Source organism: Verrucomicrobium spinosum DSM 4136 = JCM 18804 (assembly GCF_000172155.1).
Taxonomy (GTDB): Bacteria; Verrucomicrobiota; Verrucomicrobiia; order Verrucomicrobiales; family Verrucomicrobiaceae; genus Verrucomicrobium; species Verrucomicrobium spinosum.
The window spans coordinates 2044778-2064370 of sequence record NZ_ABIZ01000001.1 but is presented as its reverse complement, the minus strand read 5'-3'; the positions used below and the strand labels follow the sequence as shown (position 1 = coordinate 2064370).

Sequence of the window (19593 nt, the reverse complement as noted above, 5' to 3'; positions counted from 1 at the left end):
CTACCAGTCAGAAATTTGCCAGTCACTCCCAACCGCCCCCACTCTCAGGGGGCGGTTTTTTTGTGCCTGACCACGAGGGGCTCCGCCATGTCACAAGATCTTTGCTTTGCCCTCATGGACGGAGCAAGGGTTTCAGGTCGAGAGGCGACGGTACGCACCCATGACCGCTGATCCGCAGACTGCCTCTCCTTCCGCCTCCCCCTGCCTTCCTCAGAAGCGCCCCCTTCCCGCGTGGCTTCTGCTGCTCCTTCTGACGGCCCTTCTCTATCTGCCCGGCACAGGAGACATTCCGCTGATGGACCGCGATGAGCCCAGATTCGCCCACGCGACCATGGAGATGATGCAGCGAGACACCTGGCTGATCCCCTATTTCAATGGTGAGTACCGTTTCGACAAGCCGCCGCTCACTTACTGGTGGATGCGTCTGCACTACCTTCTGCTTGGCTTCAATGAGCTGGCCGCCCGGCTGCATTCCGTAGTGGCCGTCTGGCTGGTGGCCATGGTGGTGTTTCGCACAGGAAAGCGGCTTTTCAGCCTCACTGCGGGCTGGTGGGCGTCAGTGGGCTGGCTCACGTGCCTGCAGGCCCTCATTCACGGGCGGCTCTGTGTGGCAGACATGCCCATGGTTCTATGTGTCACGCTGGCCATGGCCGCCCTGGTGGAGCTCCTCACCGGGCGGGAGGTGTCAGGCCGCAGCTTCCCGGCAGCCTGGTGGCAGCTCTGGCTCTCGCTCGGCGCTGGCTTCCTGGCCAAGGGCCCCATTGCTCTGCTCGTACCCGTGCTGGCGGTGTTGCTATGGCGGTTCGCTTTCTGGCGCAAACCGGCACCATGGCGGCGGCTGGGCATGGGCTGGGGCTTGCTCATGACATTGGTCATCGTCTCCGCCTGGGGCATCCCCGCACTCATGCAGACTCATGGACTTTTCTGGAAGGTGGGTATGGGAGAACACGTCGTGAAGCGCGGCACCCAGGCCTTCAATGGGCGGGTCATCCTGCCCTTCTACTACTTCGCCACGGCTTTCCTCAGCCTCCTGCCTTGGATTGCGTTTCTGCCCTTGGTGTGGAAGCACCTGCGCGCATCCTGGAATGCCCAGACCGCCTTGCTGCTGGGCTGGTTCACCGCGCCGTATTTGATCTTTCTGGCCTATGCCACGCAACTCCCCCACTACGTGATGCCTGGATTCCCGGGCTTCTTCCTGCTATTGGGTGCCACACTCGCTGCGGCTCCCTCGAAGCAAGGGATCGCCTGGGGAAGGTTCGGCTGGGTTTACGCCGCGTTGATGTCGCTGGTGGCCATGGCTGCCCTCAGCTTGGCCTGGTCCGGTTCCTGGGTGACGGTGAATGCGCTGCGCTGGGCAATCACGGCGGGCGCCGGTCTGCTGCTGGCTCTCGTGGCCCTGGGAATCGCCGCAGAGCGCGGGCACCGTATCGCCATGGGATTGGCTGTCGTCCTTGCGACAGCCTGCCTGGTGTGCTTCGGCAAGGCGCTACGGACCGAGCATCCCGTCATCCGGCTTGCTCCGGAACTGGCACAAGTTTCAGGAGACAAGGATCTCCTCGCCTGGGGGTTCACAGAACCGAGCCTGGTGTTCTACTCCGACCGCCAGTGGACCATGCTCTCCAAGATGGAACGCGTGAAGGAACGCCTGGCCAAAGGCCGTGCCGGAGCCGTCGTGATGCTAAGGAGGGAATGGACCCTGAGCGACCGAATCAAACAATGGCGCACAGGCAGCCCCATCACCACCAGCAAGGACAATCAGAAGGAAGTGGATGCCGTTTCCGCCAGTCTGCCTGATGCCCGGCTGGTCGATGTGGAGGGATACAACCTCGCCCGAAGCAGTTGGGTGGAGTTGAGGCTGATCGTGCCGAAGTAAGAAGATCTTGGGCCGGAGAACCCGGCGGCTCATCCCTAATTTCTAATTTCCAATTCATCATTTATCATTTCTGAAGCCGCGGCATCTTCGGGATCCCCGACCGCTTTCTTGAACCGGGTGCGGCGCACCGCCAGCCCCAGGGGAACGCCAAACAACGTGGCAATCCAGATGGCCACGGCCACGTCCGAGGGATGGTGCTGATTCCCGTACATGCGGGCCCAGCAGACGCTGGTGGCGCAGAGCAGGGCGGGCACGCCCACCACAGGCATGGCCACGGCCAGCGGGATCGAGGAGCCAAATGCGGTCGCAGTGTGACCGGAGGGGAAGGAGTTGAAGTCCCACTTCACCTGGGGACCATACCAGCCGTCCGGCACCCCTTTCTTCGCGATGGCGTTGGGCCGGGGACGCCCGACCGTGAAGCGGAAGACATTGGCCACCAGCCCGGCAAAGATGGCGCACAGCATGCTGGCCACGGCCAGTCTCTGGAAATAACGCGACTTGAACAGACGTCCCGCCATCCAGATGCCGATCACGAGCACCAGATTGTATCCCGCAAAGTCGCCCCACTTCCCGATCTCCCCCGAGAGGTCCTTCAGATCCTGACGAAGCTCCCGGTTCGGCATCTGCTTGAGCTGCACCAGCTTGAGCACCTCCGCATCTCTCGGCACGAGGAAGGCAAACACCAGCCCCACCACAACGACCGTTGCGACAACCATCTTCCAGCGATGCCGGGAAATGACGCCGACCATCTCCAGCCAGAGCAGCCGGATGTCCGGCCACATTTTTGGGGTCACCGGCACTCTTTTGAGCCGGATGCAGCGGGGTGCAATGGAAGAACTCATGGGATGGGTTGAAGCTGTGGCCTCACCCTCGCCAATCCCAATGCCTTCGCGAAAACATCTGTGCAAAGCTACCGTCACCTCAGAACCTTTTTGGATAATAACGCAGGGTGTGTTGCCGGGCGCTTTGAGTCTGGACAAAGCGCGAAGAGGGCGTGAAGCGAGATTCACAATCGATGCGCAACGCCGTCCAGGCTAAAAAGGACCGCAACCCGGAGGGGCCGTTATCAGGCTCGGCGAAGCCGCTCTGATCTCATTCCCTTAATTGAACCTGCCACACCCGGATGTTTTTATCCAAACAGGTTCTCAGGCTTGCTTCATCTCATCTGCCCGCCCCGACAAGCCGGATCACGCCTCGCTCCATGGATCCTTGAAGGCGGAGTTGAGGAGGCTGGCCAGGTTTGAACCACCGTCCTCCTGCATGAGTGAACTTGCCCGTTGCATCTTCCACCACGATCTCGGCACCCGTAACCACCAGCACCTCACGGTCTGGGGGCACCACCAGTTCCACCTCCCCTTGCCCGACAAACTTCCACTGTTGCCTTACAGTGGCACTGCCGGGATTGAGCAGGACCTCTGTCCCATCCAAAGTGAAAACGGCCTCAGACACACGCTCCAGGGGAAACTCCAGCTTCAGGTTCTGGTTTAGCTCCGTGAACCATCCCTTGCGCGTCTGGACATAGCGGACCTCGGGGAGGTCCTGCACCGTCCCCAGCCTCAACCGCACGCCGGTAAGCACCACGCTCCAGACCATGCCGTGGCCGCTGGCGTCCACGGACATTCTGGGCGCGGTACCGGCCACGATATCCAGGTTGCCCTCCTGAAAGGTTCCTGAGAGTTTCAGATTCCCCTTCACAGGGAGGTCTGGCCCGGTCACCACTTGATGGCGCTGGTAGGGGGTGGCCAGCAGAGCTGCTGTCGTGGCCAGACACACCAGTCCTCCCACAACGGCCCCTCCGCTTCGCGGGTGCTTCAACAGCCAGTCAAAACCCCTGGCGAACCACTGCCGTCGCTCCAGTATCTGGGTGCCGGTCCAGAGACCGGCACAGGTGAACCACATGAGCCCCATCGCCCACCAGGTGTCGGTGAGAAAGTGACCTCCTTGAACTGCACGGGCCAGCCCGATGAGCCACCCCAGCACCAGCCCGCCCCCCAACCCCGCCCACGCCAGTTGCGCATTCCGGCGCCGGTGGATGAAGTAGTAGGAGAAAAAGAAGAAACCCATGGTGGCGTGCCCGCAGGGGAAGGACTTGCCCGTGCTCCTCCCATCCCGCACCCAGGCCGGTTCATAAGCGTGCCGCCCGCCAAATTCGACCACATCACGCGGTCTCGGCCTCCCCCAGTGATCCTTGAGGATGGCGTTCGCCACCAGACCGGGCCCGACCGCGAGCACCAGGGCGAGATACACGGTGGCGAAGTTTCGCTCTGCGGGCAGACGCCGCCCCACCTTCAATATCAGGCCGCCCAGCGCCATCAGCACCGCCAGCATGGCTGGCAACGTGCCAAAGTGGTAGAGCGCATGCCAGGGGAACCTGCCACCCAGGTGCCAGCCCGTCTCGGCTGAATAAAAGAGGCGCTGAACCTTCAGGTCCACCCCGGTTAGGTTCATGACATAACCACCCGCCACAAGCACCAGGGCAGGCAGAGCCAGCTCCAGCGTCCAGGCAGGGAGGCTGCGGGTCTGCCCCTCACGGGGCCCTTCCAGGGTGGCGGATGAAGTCACACCTCTGCGCTATCATCTCCCGCGTTCCCGTCCAAGCAACGCTTTCGTCAAGGTGGTTCATTAAAAACACGAAAGGCGTGGTGTTGCCACCACGCCTTTGTTTTTTTAAGCCCAGTTGGAAACAACCAAACCCAACCTGACCCTAGAATAGTTCAGCTTAGAAGAACATGCGCAGACCCACCAGCGTGGTCCAGCCGTCAAAGTCGCCACCGTCTCCACCGCCACTCATGTTGTGGTACTCGGTACCAGCCATGAGCTTGAGCTTGTGGCCGTAGAGGTAGTAGTTCAAGCCAAGGTAAACAGCCTGATATTCGTCACCGCGGCCACCGTCTGTAAGATCGGAGGCAAGGCGCTCATAGCGGCTCTGAAGACGAAGACCGTCATTGTCACCACTTGCGTACTGATAGCGGGCCACCAGCTGCAGACCATCAGCGATGAAGTACGAGGGAATCACATGGAAACCCCAAACGTCGCTCACCGAACCACGACCAGTACCCCCAAGCACATCCGTGAAGAGGCCAAAGCGGCCTTTTTCCCAGGTGCTGTTGAATGAGAAGGCGTGCTCATAGTTCGCACCGCCACCAGCGTTGGCGGCGTCATCGCTGTACTGGTAGTCGAACTTGACGATCGTCTTGTCAAACCCAGTCACGCTCGTGAGGTCATAGCCAATGCCGGCCTGGTAAACCACACCTGCGTCGAATTCAGTGAATTCACGCTGATCATCACCGGCGTAAACACCGGCGGTGTAGATGAGGTTGTCAATCTTGCCGTTCACGCGGGCACCCGTGAGCTCGCCGGTGAAGAGGGTGTTCGAAAGGAGTGCACGCTCAAAGGTAAGGATTTCCTTCGAGGAGGTGGCCTGCTCAACGGAGAAGAAGTTCGCCTTGTACTTGCCGATGCCGATGTTGAATGCCTCGGACGGGGTCCAGGTCAGGTTCAGATCATAGATCTTGCCGTAGAACTCGGGGTCCCAGTTCGGCGAGACGTCAATCTGACCTTCAAGCTTGAACTGGCGGAACCACTTCGACTTGAAGCCAAGACGCCAGCGGCGCACTTCCAGGTCACCCCAAAGGACTTCATCCGGACGGTCAGCGGTCCCGTAGTCACCCTGGTCGGAAGAACCGTCGGCCCACTGGAGTTGAAGACGGCCCTGGAGAGCGAACTCCTGAAGCACCGGATTGTCATCGCTCTTGTAGAGTGTGGCCAGTCCCCAGATCTTGTCGTAGATGGACTTTTCGGATCCGGCGGGTTGCACCGCGGGCTCAACGCCCTTTCCGGAGGCGACCATCACCTCGCCAGCGTGGGCGCTGGAGAGAAGACCTGCGGTAAGCAGGAACAGAGATGTTTTCAGTTTCATGCGTGTCTTGTCGGAGTTGTGTGTGTTGATCGCCGAGGGGGCTCGGCGCGCCAATACTGGCGTTGACACTTAAAACCGTCGAGACAGGCTGTGTTACGATTGCGTCACGTATTGAGCAATTCCAAACATTCTGACACTCATGGAGAGTCGTGCGCAAGGACCCCACCACCCGGCAACCGGAGTCTAGCGGCTCAGATCACCCTGGGAAAGCACCACAAAGCCGCTCTTGTTGAGCGCCTCCGCCCCCACCTCCGCATCATCCAGATACAAGGCCAGCAAAGGCTTGCCGTGGGTTCTAGCCAACAACGGATAGGTGTGATGGATGTTGATCTCCGCCCCCAGCAGCGCGGCCAGCGCATGCCCGAGGTCATGCACCCCCTCCTTCAGTTCCACCACCACAATGGTGCGGGAGGTGCAGGAGTGGCCGTGCTGCATCAGCGTATGGTGCGCCCCTTCCGGATCTGTGACCACCAGGCGGACCAGCGTCAACTCGACTGAGTCCTGCACGGAAAAGCCCAGCACCTCGATCTCATGATCGTTGAGCAGCTTGACCAGGGAGAGCAGAGCCCCCACCTGGTTGTGAAGGAACACGGATATCTGGCGGACAGGTGACTGGGCCTGGGTGATTTCCAGAGTGAGCGGCGGAATCTCGATGGATGAGGACATGATGGGAATCGTGACGCAGGAATCAGGCAAGTCTTTGGCGCATCCTGCAACAAACTACGCGACAGAGACCGGCTCAGGCGGTGGAAATCCCCACAGCCTCAACCAGCAGGTCCGCTGGAAGCCCGCATTTCTTCAAACCGGGTCACGCGGAACGGAACGGTGATGAGCAATTGTTCGTCCAGGCTGACCACGAAACGATAGACACCCGTCTTTTCAAACCGCAACCGCTGGAGATTGAGAACGATGTTGCGCGTGACAAAGGGCACCGCGCCAGGAGGAAAGGCCACATCCACCGTGGGCGGATAGGGGGGCATCACCTCCGCTCCACTTTCGTCCTGTAGCACAATGCGCATCTGATGACGCCCAACATCGCGAGGCTCAAACAGAAGCCGGACGGCCAGGGAGCACTGAGGATGCACCACCGGAAACTCCGGGGCGCACAAGGTGTCGAAAGCCCCTGTGATACAGAGCTTCCCCTGATAGTCCGCAGCAAAATCACAAAGGGTGGCGAGCAGAAGTTGCATGCTGTCTGGGTGAATCGTGACAGAACCCTGCTTGGGCTTGTCCTTCTTGCAATCAACGACCAAACAGCTTTCTCAGGAATCCGCCCAATCCCTTGCGATCTTCCTGCGGCGGAGGGGGAGGCGGAGGCGGCGCGCCGCCTGCAGGGCCGGAGCCAGCAGCGTAGCTGCGTCCCCCTTCGACTTCTTCGTCCTCGCTAGAGAGAGGTATGCCCTTGGCAGAGCCTTCGGCCTGTACAGCCAGCAGAAGAGGCTCCTCAGGATTTCCATCCTTCAGAATGCGCTCAAACACATCATGCACAATCGGAGCTGCTTTACGCCCACCGCTGACATCTTCACCGGGCTGCCCTTCATAGATGACGGCATACGCATAGACCGGATTGTCTGCAGGAAGGAAGCCGGTGAACCAGGCGAGATTCCGGTCCTCCGCCGGCTTCCACTGTGCGGTGCCGGTCTTCCCGGCAATCTGGCACTGCTCAAGCGCCGCAGCACGCCCCGTGCCACCAGAGCCGTTGACCACCGCCACCATGCCTTTCACCACTGAATCACGCACGTCTTGACGCAGGTCCACCCGGCGACGGGTGGCAGGCGCAAAGGCCTGGACCACCCGGTCATTGGGATCCTGAATCTGCTTCACCAACCGCGCCTGGGGCATGTTCACCCCATCAGCGAGCGCTGCCATGGCTTGTACGGTCTGCAGCGGGGTCACCAGCGTGGCCCCCTGGCCGATGGAGAAGTTTGCGATGTCGCCGCTCATCATTTTGGAGCCGTAGCGCCCCATCCACCACCCGTCGGTAGGGACGAAACCGGGCGATTCCGCAGCAAGGGGGATGCCCGTGCGTTCCCCAAAGCCAAGTCGCATGGCTGTATCCGAGATGGCCGGGGCCCCAATGGCCATGCCCGCCTGGTAGAACCAGGTGTTGCACGAGCGCTTGATGGCGCTCACCACGTTCATGTAACCTTCTCCGTCACGGTTCCAGTTTTTGAAATAACGATCACCAATCCAGAGACTGGGGCTGCAGTCGTAGCCGGTACGGGCCGTCACCACGCCGCTCTCCAGAGCCGCGAGGGACACCACCACCTTGAAGGTGGACGCCGGGGGGTACTCACCACGGAAGGCCCGGGCCAGCATCGGCAACTGCTTGTTCTCATTCAAACGCTGGAAATTCTCTGAGGTGATCCCTGGGATGAAAAGATTGGGGTCAAACAAGGGGTACGACGCCAGGGCCAGCACATCGCCAGACTTCACATCCATGATCACCATGGCACCGCCCTTCGTGTTCTGTGCCAGGGCTTCTTCAGCGTACTTCTGGAAGTTGTAGTCCAACGTGGTGACCACGTTGTTACCCGGCATGGGACGGCGCACCATTTCTTCAGTCGCCTTTGAGCCGTCCGAATTAAAGAGGACGTTCACCACCCCGGGCTTGCCCTCCAGATCTTTGTCGAAAGACTTCTCCAGGCCATCTCGACCTTCCGTCTCCTCAAAAATAGGATCACCATCCTGTGCGGGCGTGGTGGGTAACGCCCGCTTGCGCCCCACGAAGCCGATGACATGCGGGGCGCTGGCCCCTTTGGGGTACACGCGCAGGTAAGCCGCCTGTAGCAGCATTCCGCTGCCCGGCTTGAGCAGCGGCGTCAATTTCCTCTGCTGATCGGGGGTAATCTCCTCATTCAAGCCGTCCACGGTTGAAAAAACCATTGGAAGCCACCGCCGGTTCTTGTAGTGGGAGAGCAGCTTGTCCGGTGCCAGATCCCACCGCTTCCCCAGGAGAGAGTTGGCCTGCATGATGCGGGACCGGCCGTAACCGACGATTTCAGCGTCCGTTGCCCCTTTGCCAAGGAAGGGATAGTTCAGCGCCAGATACATCACCACCCGGGATTGGGCCAGCGGGACGCCATTGCGGTCCACGATCTGTCCACGGGGCGCCGGAATGTTCAGATTGAGCGCTCGCGCCTCGCTTTCCGTTTTCCATCCAGCCGTAAGCTCCTTTTTCTTCGCGGGCGGGTCGCCTGGATCTTCATTCACAGGCACGGCCTTCATGGCCACGGGGGACTGGGCATCCAGCATGCCGGTTCCCAGAACTGGGGCGACCGTCAAAGCGAGCAGTGTGAGAGGGTTCCGAAATCGGGACATGAGCAGGCAGGAAGGCCGTGAGAGAGTCAAACCCGGCACGTTCGAGTCGAAGGTGCGGCTCGTCAAGAACTCCCACTCAGCTAGCCCGCCCCCCCCTTTCCCCAAGCTTATGCAGTGCAGCCCCGCCGCAAGGGCGACTGCGCCTCCCACCACAGCCGTAGGCTTTGTTCCGAATCTTACCATTTCCCCCTTCAAAAAGCCGATGGGAGTGCCAACGAGACCCTTGTATTGCGAAAATTATCAAAATTGCACAAATTATCCCGCCATCATCACAAGTACTTTTCGCGCCCACGACTTGCAACCGCGGAAATTCCCCCCTTTGCGATGCAGTCAGACTGCTTGAATTGAGAGGGAAGTCTCCCCCAATGTTCCTGTGACGTTTTGTTCACCCACCCCACCTTGCTGGAGGTGGGGCTGTTCCCGAAGGTGGAGGAGCCGGTTCAAAGCCGGTTAGCAAACCCAATCGAACACACCAACACATGAAATCCACCATCATCACCTCGCTGCTGGCCCTCGCGTTCACGGCCGGATTGAACGCCCAGAGCGTGCTGCGCGTGCGCGGCTCCGACACGCTGGGTGCGAAGCTCGTCCCCCAGTGGGCAGAACAGTTTAAGAAGCAGGGCGGCGGCGTCAGCTTTGACATCGCGGCTGAAGGATCCTCCACCGCTTTCACCAACCTCGCCGCAGGCACCGCCGAAATCGGCATGTCCTCCCGCAAGGTGAAGGATGACGAGCGCACTTTCGCCAAGACGAAGGGCGTGTTCCTCACCGAACACGAAGTGGCCTGGGACATGATCGCCGTTGTGGTGAACAAGAACAACCCGGTGACCAATCTGACCAAGAAGCAGATCGCTGGGATCTTCACCGGTGCCATTAAAGACTGGAGCGAAGTGGGCGGCACCCCCGGCCCGATCTCCGTGTACACCCGCAACACCTCCTCCGGCACCTACAAAGACTGGCAGTCCCTTGCTATGAAGGGCAAAGACTACGCCTCCAGCAGCCAGAAGATGGCTGGCAACGAGCAGATCGTGTCCGAAACGGCTGGCAACGCCGGTGGCGTCGGTTACGTGGGCCTCGCCTACGCTCATGGCAAAGGCGTCAAAGCGATCTCCATTGATGGCACCGCCCCCACCCCTGAGAACGTGAAAGGCTATGCTTACAGCCGCCCCACCTTCTTCTACACGAACGGTGCCCCCCAGGGCAAAGTGAAAGAGTTCATCGACTTCGTGCACAGCGACGCTGGCAAGAAGGTCTCCCAGCTGGTGGGCTTCATCCCCGCCAAGTAAGACTCCGAAACAGACTCATCCCGTGAATCTCGCCCGATGGGAGACAGCATCTGCCGCCTCCCCTCGGGCTTTTTGTCTCACCAGACTTAGCTCCCTCTTCCAGTCCCAGCTTCGATCAAGTTTTGCCCGTAACATCGCATGAACGAGGACAAGCCCAGCCCCAGCAGTGACTTTCAAGGTCTCATCAAGCCGCCCACTTTCCTCGGGCTGCGGGTGGACCGCCAAAGCTTGATCAAACACTTTTTCACAGGAAGCGCCGCCGTCACGATCCTGACGCTCTTCCTCATCATGTACTCCCTGCTCAAAGAAGGCACGGGATTCATCCCCACCTACCAGTTTGAACTGAAGGTGTACCGCCAGGCGGGCCTGGAGTTCTGCGACTTCATCCAGAAGCCCCTTACGGAAAACACCGCACTCCTGAGCAAACTGAACCGCGCGGTCAACGCGGACACGGCCACCCTCACCCAAAAAGCCCAGGTCCGCCGCGACGCCCTGTTCCTGGCCAAAGGCAGGATTGAGGAAAAAACGGCCCGCCTCAGGGAGGCCGTCACTGAGGCCGTCGAAACTGCCGGCACCCCGCCGGAAAAACTCGCACAAGCCCGCCAGGCCCTCAACGAGGCCAACGCAAAAGCCGTGGCTGAAGAGGTTTTCCCGGATGTGTTCAGCGCTGAAGAACGCCGCCAGATCGCTTCCGATCTCAGCACGCTACAGCCCGACGCCGCCGAACTTCCCGCGATCCTCAAGACCCTGAGCGCCGAGTTCGCCGAGCAGGACCGCATCGCCAAAGATAAATACGCGGGTTTCCTCGAAGCCGTTGAGGCCTTTGAAGAGGCTGCCGAACCCATCGTGGAGCTTCACGATGGAATCGCCGAACTGGCCAAGTCCACAAAAGAGGCCGCTGTGCAGCAGCATATGGCAGAAGACGCCAAGGCCCAGTTGCTGGCCGCCGCTGAATCCGCCAAGACCCCCGAAGCCAAAGCCAACTTCCAGAAAGAGGCGGATGCCACCTCGCTGGAGGCCATCGACTACAAGAGCAAGATCGAGCCCATCGTGGCCAAGCTTCCCGAGTATGAGGCCATGGTCCCAACCTATGTCGCCGCCATTAGGGCCGCCATGGAAAAGGTCCCCCAGAAGGGTGAAACCAAGGAGTCCACCGCACTCATCAATGAAGTGCGCAAGCAGCTCCCCAAGCACCTCAGTCATGCTGAAGAGTCCCCGGCCCTCATGAAAGCCTGGCAATGGGACAAGCCCATTCCGATGGTTCAAGCCCTTACCGCCTTCCTGTTCGGCGGCGACTGGATCACCAACAGCTCCTGGCAGGACTTTTACGGTGTGGTGCCCCTGCTGACCGGCTCCCTCATGATCGCCATCATCGCCCTGGTCATCGCCCTGCCTTTGAGCGTGGCTGCCGCGATCTACACGAACCAGTTCGCCTCCCCCCGCGAGCAGGAGCTCATCAAGCCCTTCATTGAATTCATCCAGGCCATCCCCTCCGTGGTGCTCGGCTTCATCGGCATCTCCGTGGTGGGCGACCTCATCAAGGAGACCAGCAATGTGGCCTGGTTACAATGGATCCCCGGTTTCCCGGTTCAGGAACGACTAAACATGTTCAACGCCGGCCTGCTGCTCGCGCTCATGGCCATCCCCACGATGTTCAGCCTCGCCGAGGATGCCATCCAGAACGTGCCTCGTGCCTTCAGTGAGGCCAGCGAGGCCCTGGGGGCCACCAAGCTCCAGACCGTCTTCCGCGTGATCTTCCCCGCCTCCCTCTCCGGTGTGTTTGCCGCGATGCTCCTGGGCTTGGGCCGTATCATTGGTGAAACGATGGTGGTGCTCCTGGTCGCAGGCAACCGAATTGCCATCCCCGACTTCTCTGACGGCATCGGCACTGTCTTTCAGCCAGCCCACACCCTCACAGGCATTATCGCCCAGGAACTGGGTGAGGTGTCCAAGGGCAGCTCCCACTGGCAGGCGCTTTTCATGGTGGGCATCCTCCTTTTCACCATCTCCCTCTTCATCAACTTCGTCTCCCGCAAAGTCGTGAAGCGCTTCCAGCTTCCCAAGATCTGACCCCCAAGCGATTTGGTTCTTTCCTAATACCAGAGATTGAGACCACCCTCTCCTGCTCCCATGCACGCACCCGCCCCTTCAGCCCTGCTGGAAAACCCCTTTGCAAAGCGCAGGTCGCACCTCGAGACTTACGAGTTCATCGTCAGATCCGTGTTGCGCGGCGCCACCTACCTCATCCTGTTCGCCACCGCGGCGATCTTTCTCCACATCATTGTCAAGGGCTCGCCCATCCTGTTCCAGGCCAAAGCCCCTTTCATCAATGTGGAGTTCCTCACGAAGCTGCCTGAAACCCTCCACGTGCTGGAGGACAAGCAGGGCCACATCTACAAGACCGACCCGAAAGGAGCGGATGCCATCAAGCACCAGCTCGGTGACAACCTCCGCCAGGAAAAGACCATCTCCTACTCCGGCGGCGGGATCCTCGGCCCCATTGTGGGCACCTTCCTGCTGGTCTTGGTCTGCATTGTGGTTGCCCTCTTCCTCGGCATCTCATCAGCGATCTACCTCAGCGAGTACGCCAAGCCCGGCAAGTTCATTGAGTGGGTACGGCTGGCCATCCTGAACCTCGCTGGCGTGCCCTCCGTGGTCTTCGGCCTCTTTGGTCTCGGGGTCTTCGTTCTGGCAGCTCCCGTCTTTACCAACACCCCGCTGGATAGGGCCCTGCTGGTGATTCCGCTGGGATTCACCCAGATGAGCTTCCAGGGCTGGGACACGAGCGTCCTGAGCGGTGCCTTCACCCTCGCCTTCGTCATCCTTCCGGTCATCATCACCGCCAGTGAGGAGTGCCTCCGCGCGGTGCCAATGGGTTTCCGCGAGACTTCCCTCGCCCTGGGTGCCACCCGCTGGCAGACCATCTGGCGCAGCGTGCTGCCCTTTGCCATGCCGGGCATCTTGACCTCCAGCATCTTGGGCATCGCCCGCGCCGCTGGCGAGACAGCCCCGATCATGTTCACCGCAGCCCTGGCCTTCAAAGACAAGCTGCCCTGGCAGGGTGAAGCAGGCTTCGGGGGCGTCTTCACGGAGTCCGTGCAGGCCCTTCCCTATCACATCTACACCCTGGCCGCCCGCATCCCGCAGAATGAATACTCGGAGCGCGCCCAGTATGGCTCCGTTTTCGTCTTCCTCGTTCTCGTCATGACCCTTGCCACCGCTTCGGTCTTGCTCCGTCGTAAACTCCGCGCCAAATACAAATGGTAACCGCCGAACCACCCCAAAAAGCCGTGGAAGTTCTTAAAACTACCGAAACGAAATCGGTCGAGGCACCTGAGGCCGCCCCTACCGGGGAGACTATGATTTCCGTCCGGAACATGGACTTCAACTACGGAACCAAGCGCGCCCTCCATGGCATCAACATGGAGATCCCTTCCCGCCAGGTCACCGCATTCATTGGTCCCTCCGGTTGCGGCAAGTCCACCCTCCTGCGCTGCTTCAACCGCATCAACGACCGTATCGCTGGAGCTCACATCTCCGGCGGTGAGGTGGTCATCAAGGGCAAGAACATCTATGATGCCGATGTGGACACCACCCAGCTCCGCCGTCAGGTGGGCATGGTCTTCCAGAAGTACAATCCCTTCCCCAAGAGCATCTACGAGAACGTCGTGTACGGTCTCCGCATCAACGGTGTGAAGAAGAAGTCCGAGCTGGATGACGCCTGCGAGTACGCACTGAAGGCCGCAGCCCTCTGGGAGGAATGCAAGGACCGTCTGAAGACCAACGCCTTCGGCCTCTCCGGCGGCCAGATGCAGCGCCTCTGCATCGCCCGCGCCGTGGCCGTCAAGCCGGACGTGCTGCTCATGGATGAGCCTTGCTCCGCCCTCGACCCCATCGCCACCCTCAAGGTGGAAGAACTCATCGTGGATCTGAAGAAAGACTACACCGTGGTCATCGTCACCCACAACATGCAGCAGGCCCGCCGTGTGGCGGAACTCACCGCCTTCATGTATCTGGGAGAACTCATCGAGTTCGCTGAAACTGACCAGATCTTCGGCAATCCCCAGCAGAAGAAAACGGAAGACTACGTCCGTGGTCAGTTCAGCTGATCACTCCGCCGCCCTCCCTCCTATTTCCGGCAAAAGAGTGCGAACCCACCCTGCCCCATGACTCAAACAGTCGCCCCTCCTTCCGTGTCCAGCTCCTCCGCCAGCACTGCTGCTGCGTCGTCCGCGACCACGCAGCCGCTGCTGAAGATCAATGAAGTGGATTTCGCCTATGGTGCCCGCCAGACGCTCTTCGGAGTCAACATGGGCATCGCCCAGCGCGAGGTCACCGCTTTCATCGGCCCGTCCGGCTGCGGCAAGTCCACTCTGCTGCGCTGCATCAACCGCATCAACGACATGATCGAAGGTGCCCGCATCACCAAGGGCAACATTACCTTGGGGAATGTGGACATCAACCACCCGGACCTCGACGTCATCGCGTTACGCCGCAAGGTCGGCATGGTGTTCCAGAAGTACAATCCCTTCCCCCGCAGCATCTTCGAGAATGTGGCCTACGGTCTCGAAGTGGCGGGCATGAAAAACAAGAAGCTCATCGCTGAGACCGTGGAGCGCAGCCTGCGTTCCGCAACCCTTTGGGAAGAAGTGAAGGACCGCCTTCATGAAAGCGCCCTCGGCCTCTCCGGGGGTCAGCAGCAGCGTCTTTGCATCGCCCGCACCCTTTCCGTGAGACCGGAAGTGGTGCTCATGGACGAGCCGTGTGCCGCGCTGGACCCGATCGCCACGGCCAAGATCGAAGAGCTCATCCACCAGCTCAAGAAAGACTACACCATTGTCATCGTCACCCACAACATGGAGCAGGCCGTCCGCGTCTCCGACAAGACCGCCTTCTTCTATCTGGGCAAGTTGATCGAATTCAACAACACCATGACCCTCTTCTCCACCCCGGAGAACGAGCAGACCGAGCGCTATCTGAGCGGTCGCATGGGTTGATCGGACACGGACCAGGATCGAATTGGAAAAGGGAGTCTCGCGACTCCCTTTTTTCATGCCCCCGCTTCATCACCGGCCCAGGCGGACAACCCGTAGCCCACGGCAAACCCGCAACGCATCGCCCGCCGTGACCGATGGACACAATTTCAAGGCGCACCAGACCTGAGTCCGGGACATGGCTGCATGTCCCCTTGTCAGCTCCGGCAGGCGCTCTCACCAGTCCCGCTGCCACCCCATCGGCAGGTCCTCGACCCGCATCGAGGAGCTGGACGCCCTGCGCGGCCTGGTCCTGGCGGGCATCCTGCTGGTGAACATTATGGCCTTTGCTTCGCCCTACTATGGGAGCGGCGTGATCGATCCCCAGTTTGCCGACGTGTGAAGCCAAGGGGCGAGGTGGCTCGTCGCCCTGTTGTTCGAGACCAAGTTCTACCGCTGGTTCGCTTTCCTGTTCGGTTACAGCTTCACGCTGCAACCTGCTCCCTGGAATACATCGGCAAGGCGGTTGCGCCCGCGCTTCTGCGCCGGATGGCAGCCTTGCTGATCATCGGGGTGCTGCTGTTTCAGGGGGATATCCTGACCCTCTACGCCTCTGCGGCGTGATTCTGATCTGCCTGACAAACGTTGCAGACCGAACCGCCCTCCGGACTGCCAGGTAGCTCGTGGCCCTGGCGCGAGGCCATGTCACTCCTCATCGCTCTTGCGACAGCCACTGTAGAAGAACCGTCTCGGTTCTTGTTCTTGCTAGCCCAACTTGGCGGATTCGCGGCCGATTTTGGCATTTTTGGGCCTGCCATCGAGCTGCAACCCTTGATTTTGCGAGGGTCCGTTTCAAAAACGGCTTGTAGTGCAGACCTTGGTGGTTGCACGCGCGTTTTGCTGGCTAACTTCTTGGGCCATCATGTTCCTGCGTTCCACCAAACGGCTCAAGGATGGCAAAGAGCACCTCTACTGGAGCATCGTCGAAAACCGGCGGATCAGTTCCCGGCAGGTGGTCCAGCGGCACGTCCTTTATCTGGGTGAACTCAATGGTCGTCAGGAAGCCTCCTGGCGCAAGACGGTTGAACTCTTCGGCAAAGACCAGAGCGCTCCTCAACAGGTGGCCCTCTTTGCCGAAGATCATGCTCCCGAGCAGGTCGGTGTTGATGAGTTGCCCATTGTGCGTCTGCGCCTTGCGGCCATGCGGCTGGAACGGCCCCGGCAATGGGGGGCCTGCTGGCTGGCCTGCCTGCTCTGGGAGCAGTTGCTCCTGGCTGACTTCTGGCGACCACGTCTGCCGCCCAGTCGTGAGGGCACCCGCTGGGATCTGGTGCTCCAGACCCTGGTGCTCTACCGGCTCATCGAACCGGGCAGCGAATGGCGGCTGCACCGCCACTGGTTTGACCAGACGGCCATTGCCGACCTGCTGGGCGCGGACTTCGCCCTGGCCGAGATCCACCGTCTCTACGAATGCCATGACAAGATCCTGGCCCACAAGCGTGCCTTGTTTGATCATCTCACCGAGCGCTGGCGCGACCTGTTTGGAGCCCGTTATGAGGTGCTGCTGTATGATCTGACCAGCACCTACTTTGAAAGCAACCCGCCGGACAACCCCACCGGTCTGCGCCGCTTTGGTTACAGCCGCGACAAGCGCAGCGACTGCGTGCAGGTGGTCATTGCCCTCATCGTCACCCCCGAAGGCTTCCCGCTGGCCTATGAGGTGCTGCCGGGCAACACCACCGACAAGAGCACCCTCAAGAGCTTCCTGGCCAGGATCGAAGACCAGTACGGCAAGGCCCAACGCATCTGGGTCATGGACCGGGGCATCCCGACTGAAGAGACCCTTGAACAGATGCGGCAGAGCACTCCGCCGGTGAGCTATCTGGTGGGCACGCCCAAAGGACGCTTGAGCAAGCTGGAGGAGTCACTGGCCCGGCAACCCTGGCAGCAGGCCCGCCCCCAGGTGCGCGTCAAACTGCTGCCGCATGAAGGGGAGACTTATGTACTGGCCCAAAGCCAGGACCGTGTGGCCAAGGAACGCTCGATGCGTCGGCGCCGGCTGCGCAAGTATCTGGATGCCCTGGAAGGGTTGCGCAAGCGCAAGCGCCCCCTGCACCGTGATGCGATGTACGAAGCGTTGGGTGCCGCCAAAAAGGAGGCGGGGCGGGATGCGCGCTTTGTCAAGGTCAGCGTGCAGTTGCAGCCAGCAACAGGCAAAGACCAGAGCAAGAGCAAGAGCAAGGGCAAGGGCCGGCAGCGGGCGACTCTGAGCTGGGAGCTGGACCGCAAGCTGTTGCGTGAAGGATGGCGGCGGGAGGGGCGTTACCTGCTGCGCACCAATTTGACGGAGACCGATCCCGCGAAGCTCTGGGAGTATTACCTGCAACTGGTGGAGGTGGAGCAGGCGTTCAAGGAGCTCAAACACGATCTGGGGATCCGGCCGGTGCACCACCAGTTGGACCATCGCATTGAAGCGCACCTCTTCGTGTCGTTCCTGGCGTACTGCCTGCAGGTGACGCTCAAGGCGCGCTTGAGGCTGACGGCCAGCGGGCTGACACCGCGAAGTGTGCTGGAGAAGTTCGCGACGGTGCAGATGCTCGATGTGCATCTGCCCACAACTGATGGAAGGGAGGTGGTGATGAGCCGCCACACGCAGCCTTCAAAGGATCTGCAACTGCTGCTGGACCAGCTCAAGATCACGCTGCCTGAACAGGCCCCGCCCAAAATCACTGGTTGAAGCAGACCCCGGAAGGTCGCGAAATGGCGGAAGATGTAGTGAAGACTTTTTGAACCCAATGTCGCAAAATCAAGGGCTGGAGGATCATCAACCCCGGCAATCCGCCAAGTCGGGCTAGACGCTGCGCCGCCAAGAGCCGGGACGGCTCTACCACATTTCTGAACACGTCCGCCCCTTGCCCGATGGCATAATCACTCAGCATACCCATATTTCCCGAACCCGGAGGGTTCACCATGAATAGCCACAGGTCGACCGAGCGTAGCGAGGGCTACCTGTGGTTGCATCGCCCCCGGCGCTCTACCGCGGAGCGGTAGGCCCATCGCATTGCCGCCCCCGGAAGACCATCGCGTGATTCGCGCCATCAGTCATCTGGACCCCATTGGCCTACCGCTCCGCGGTAGAATTCCCAACCGCCACACCATGGGTAGTCCTCGCTCCGCTCGGCCGACCCATGGCTATTCATGGCGAACCCTCCGGGTTCATGAGATAACGCGCAAAAGCACCAAGCACCAAGCACCAAGCACCAAGCACCAAGCACCAAGCACCAAGCACCAAGCACCAAGCACCAAGCACCAAGCACCAAGCACCTACTTCAAATACTTGTCAAACCAGTCCCCAATCGCCCTGGCGGTCTCATCAAGCCATGGCTGGCTCATCCAGAAGGGATGCGGAGCTTCCTTCAAGGTCACAAGCTCGGTGGGCACGCCAGCCGCACGCAGCTTTTCCTGCATTTCCGCACGACCCACCTTCAGCGTGTCCTTCTCCCCTTCAATGTACAAGGTCGGCGGACTGCCTTTGCCCGCATGGGTGATCGGCGACGCCTCCACATAAGTGGCCTTCTTTTCGACGAACGGCCCAAAGAAAAGGACGGCACTCTCCGCATTCTTTTCCTTGTTCGCCTCAACCAGATCCATGGTGGCCGCCATGACCACGCAGGCCTTGATGGCGGTGGACTGCTCCGGATTCCCACCCGTGCCTTCCAACGCATTCACTTCACCCGTCATCCCCACCAACCCGCTCAGGTGCCCGCCTGCCGAGCCGCCTGCACAGCCGATACGCGCAGGATCAATCTTGTACTCCGCCGCATGGGCCCGCAGAAATCGCAGAGCCGCTTTGCAGTCATGCAGTGCGGCCGGGTACGGCGCATCCGTGGACAGGCGGTAAGCCACCTGAGCCACCACATAACCACGCGCCGCGAGGCGCTCGGCCAGAGGCTTGTCCGCCTCCACCTGGCGTTTCTGCCAGCCCCCGCCATGGATCAGGAGAATAGTCGGATACTTGCCATCTGCCTTGGGGACATAGATGTCCAGCAGCACGGGATAACCTCCCGGTTTGGAACACTCGACCTTCTCATGCAGCGCCAGGGTCTCTGGCAATGCAGGCGACACCTTCTTCCACCTGGGTTTCGTGTCGGTTTGCGAATAGGCAGCCGAGGCTGCGGCCAGAGCGAGAAAGGCGACGAGGGCGAGTTTCATGGCAAGGAA

At 60.5% G+C, this 19593-nt stretch carries 15 protein-coding genes; 8 read left to right on the top strand and 7 right to left on the bottom strand.

Going from position 1 to position 19593, the window contains the following annotated elements; all coding sequences use genetic code 11:
- Window positions 1–160 precede the first annotated feature (160 nt).
- On the top strand, window positions 161–1873 hold the full coding sequence (locus VSP_RS08055) for an ArnT family glycosyltransferase (protein ID WP_009959909.1): 1713 nt from the start codon (window positions 161–163) through the stop codon (window positions 1871–1873).
- Window positions 1874–1908: 35 nt separating this feature from the next.
- On the opposite strand, the gene VSP_RS08050 is transcribed toward VSP_RS08055, so the two are convergent.
- The 6 genes from VSP_RS08050 to mrdA form a co-directional block, all read right to left on the bottom strand.
- Window positions 1909–2715, bottom strand: a complete 807-nt coding sequence (locus VSP_RS08050) for a phosphatase PAP2 family protein (protein WP_009959908.1) — start codon at window positions 2713–2715, stop codon at window positions 1909–1911.
- Window positions 2716–3034: 319 nt separating this feature from the next.
- Window positions 3035–4435, bottom strand: a complete 1401-nt coding sequence (locus tag VSP_RS39100; protein WP_009959907.1) for a phosphatase PAP2 family protein — start codon at window positions 4433–4435, stop codon at window positions 3035–3037.
- Window positions 4436–4592: 157 nt separating this feature from the next.
- Window positions 4593–5792, bottom strand: coding sequence for a porin (locus tag VSP_RS08040; protein ID WP_009959906.1), 1200 nt, complete (start codon window positions 5790–5792; stop codon window positions 4593–4595).
- Between the two features lie 183 nt (window positions 5793–5975).
- Window positions 5976–6458, bottom strand: coding sequence for a hypothetical protein (locus tag VSP_RS08035; RefSeq protein ID WP_009959905.1), 483 nt, complete (start codon window positions 6456–6458; stop codon window positions 5976–5978).
- A 98-nt stretch (window positions 6459–6556) separates the two neighbouring features.
- The gene (locus VSP_RS08030) at window positions 6557–6982 is read right to left on the bottom strand and encodes a DUF6941 family protein (RefSeq protein ID WP_029190275.1); all 426 of its coding nucleotides are present in this window, start codon (window positions 6980–6982) and stop codon (window positions 6557–6559) included.
- A gap of 52 nt (window positions 6983–7034) precedes the next feature.
- Window positions 7035–9113 carry a penicillin-binding protein 2 gene (mrdA, locus tag VSP_RS08025; protein ID WP_009959902.1) on the bottom strand — a complete coding sequence of 693 codons (2079 nt, stop codon included), beginning with the start codon at window positions 9111–9113 and terminating at the stop codon, window positions 7035–7037.
- A 479-nt stretch (window positions 9114–9592) separates the two neighbouring features.
- Here mrdA and VSP_RS08020 point away from each other — a divergent pair, with 479 nt between their 5' ends.
- From VSP_RS08020 to VSP_RS07985, 7 genes are all read left to right on the top strand, one after another.
- Window positions 9593–10399, top strand: coding sequence for a phosphate ABC transporter substrate-binding protein (locus VSP_RS08020; protein ID WP_009959901.1), 807 nt, complete (start codon window positions 9593–9595; stop codon window positions 10397–10399).
- A gap of 138 nt (window positions 10400–10537) precedes the next feature.
- Entirely contained in the window at window positions 10538–12469 is a 1932-nt protein-coding gene (pstC, locus tag VSP_RS42955) for a phosphate ABC transporter permease subunit PstC (RefSeq protein ID WP_009959899.1), read from the top strand.
- Window positions 12470–12529: 60 nt separating this feature from the next.
- The gene (locus tag VSP_RS08010; RefSeq protein ID WP_009959898.1) at window positions 12530–13666 is read left to right on the top strand and encodes a PstA family ABC transporter permease; all 1137 of its coding nucleotides are present in this window, start codon (window positions 12530–12532) and stop codon (window positions 13664–13666) included.
- Between the two features lie 92 nt (window positions 13667–13758).
- On the top strand, window positions 13759–14508 hold the full coding sequence (gene pstB, locus VSP_RS08005; protein WP_232289553.1) for a phosphate ABC transporter ATP-binding protein PstB: 750 nt from the start codon (window positions 13759–13761) through the stop codon (window positions 14506–14508).
- A gap of 57 nt (window positions 14509–14565) precedes the next feature.
- Window positions 14566–15396: a phosphate ABC transporter ATP-binding protein PstB gene (gene pstB, locus VSP_RS08000; RefSeq protein ID WP_075089709.1), complete on the top strand. Its 831-nt coding sequence runs from the start codon at window positions 14566–14568 to the stop codon at window positions 15394–15396.
- A gap of 175 nt (window positions 15397–15571) precedes the next feature.
- Complete coding sequence (locus VSP_RS07995) at window positions 15572–15775, top strand: hypothetical protein (protein WP_009959895.1); 204 nt, start codon at window positions 15572–15574, stop codon at window positions 15773–15775.
- A gap of 519 nt (window positions 15776–16294) precedes the next feature.
- Window positions 16295–18109 carry an IS1634-like element ISVsp1 family transposase gene (locus VSP_RS07985; RefSeq protein WP_009959415.1) on the top strand — a complete coding sequence of 605 codons (1815 nt, stop codon included), beginning with the start codon at window positions 16295–16297 and terminating at the stop codon, window positions 18107–18109.
- 587 nt (window positions 18110–18696) lie between these two features.
- On the opposite strand, the gene VSP_RS07975 is transcribed toward VSP_RS07985, so the two are convergent.
- Window positions 18697–19584 (bottom strand): alpha/beta hydrolase, encoded by an 888-nt coding sequence (locus VSP_RS07975; protein ID WP_009959892.1) that lies wholly within the window; start codon window positions 19582–19584, stop codon window positions 18697–18699.
- Between the last annotated feature and the right edge of the window lie 9 nt (window positions 19585–19593).

Coding starts and splice junctions, on each gene's coding strand:
- pstC (WP_009959899.1), top strand. CDS start 10,538: ATGAACGAGGACAAGCCCAGCCCCAGCAGTGACTTTCAAGGTCTCATC.
- pstB (WP_075089709.1), top strand. CDS start 14,566: ATGACTCAAACAGTCGCCCCTCCTTCCGTGTCCAGCTCCTCCGCCAGC.
- VSP_RS07975 (WP_009959892.1), bottom strand. CDS start 19,584: ATGAAACTCGCCCTCGTCGCCTTTCTCGCTCTGGCCGCAGCCTCGGCT.
- VSP_RS08020 (WP_009959901.1), top strand. CDS start 9,593: ATGAAATCCACCATCATCACCTCGCTGCTGGCCCTCGCGTTCACGGCC.
- VSP_RS07995 (WP_009959895.1), top strand. CDS start 15,572: ATGGCTGCATGTCCCCTTGTCAGCTCCGGCAGGCGCTCTCACCAGTCC.
- VSP_RS08030 (WP_029190275.1), bottom strand. CDS start 6,982: ATGCAACTTCTGCTCGCCACCCTTTGTGATTTTGCTGCGGACTATCAG.
- pstB (WP_232289553.1), top strand. CDS start 13,759: ATGATTTCCGTCCGGAACATGGACTTCAACTACGGAACCAAGCGCGCC.
- mrdA (WP_009959902.1), bottom strand. CDS start 9,113: ATGTCCCGATTTCGGAACCCTCTCACACTGCTCGCTTTGACGGTCGCC.
- VSP_RS07985 (WP_009959415.1), top strand. CDS start 16,295: ATGTTCCTGCGTTCCACCAAACGGCTCAAGGATGGCAAAGAGCACCTC.
- VSP_RS08035 (WP_009959905.1), bottom strand. CDS start 6,458: ATGTCCTCATCCATCGAGATTCCGCCGCTCACTCTGGAAATCACCCAG.
- VSP_RS08050 (WP_009959908.1), bottom strand. CDS start 2,715: ATGAGTTCTTCCATTGCACCCCGCTGCATCCGGCTCAAAAGAGTGCCG.
- VSP_RS08040 (WP_009959906.1), bottom strand. CDS start 5,792: ATGAAACTGAAAACATCTCTGTTCCTGCTTACCGCAGGTCTTCTCTCC.
- VSP_RS08055 (WP_009959909.1), top strand. CDS start 161: ATGACCGCTGATCCGCAGACTGCCTCTCCTTCCGCCTCCCCCTGCCTT.
- VSP_RS08010 (WP_009959898.1), top strand. CDS start 12,530: ATGCACGCACCCGCCCCTTCAGCCCTGCTGGAAAACCCCTTTGCAAAG.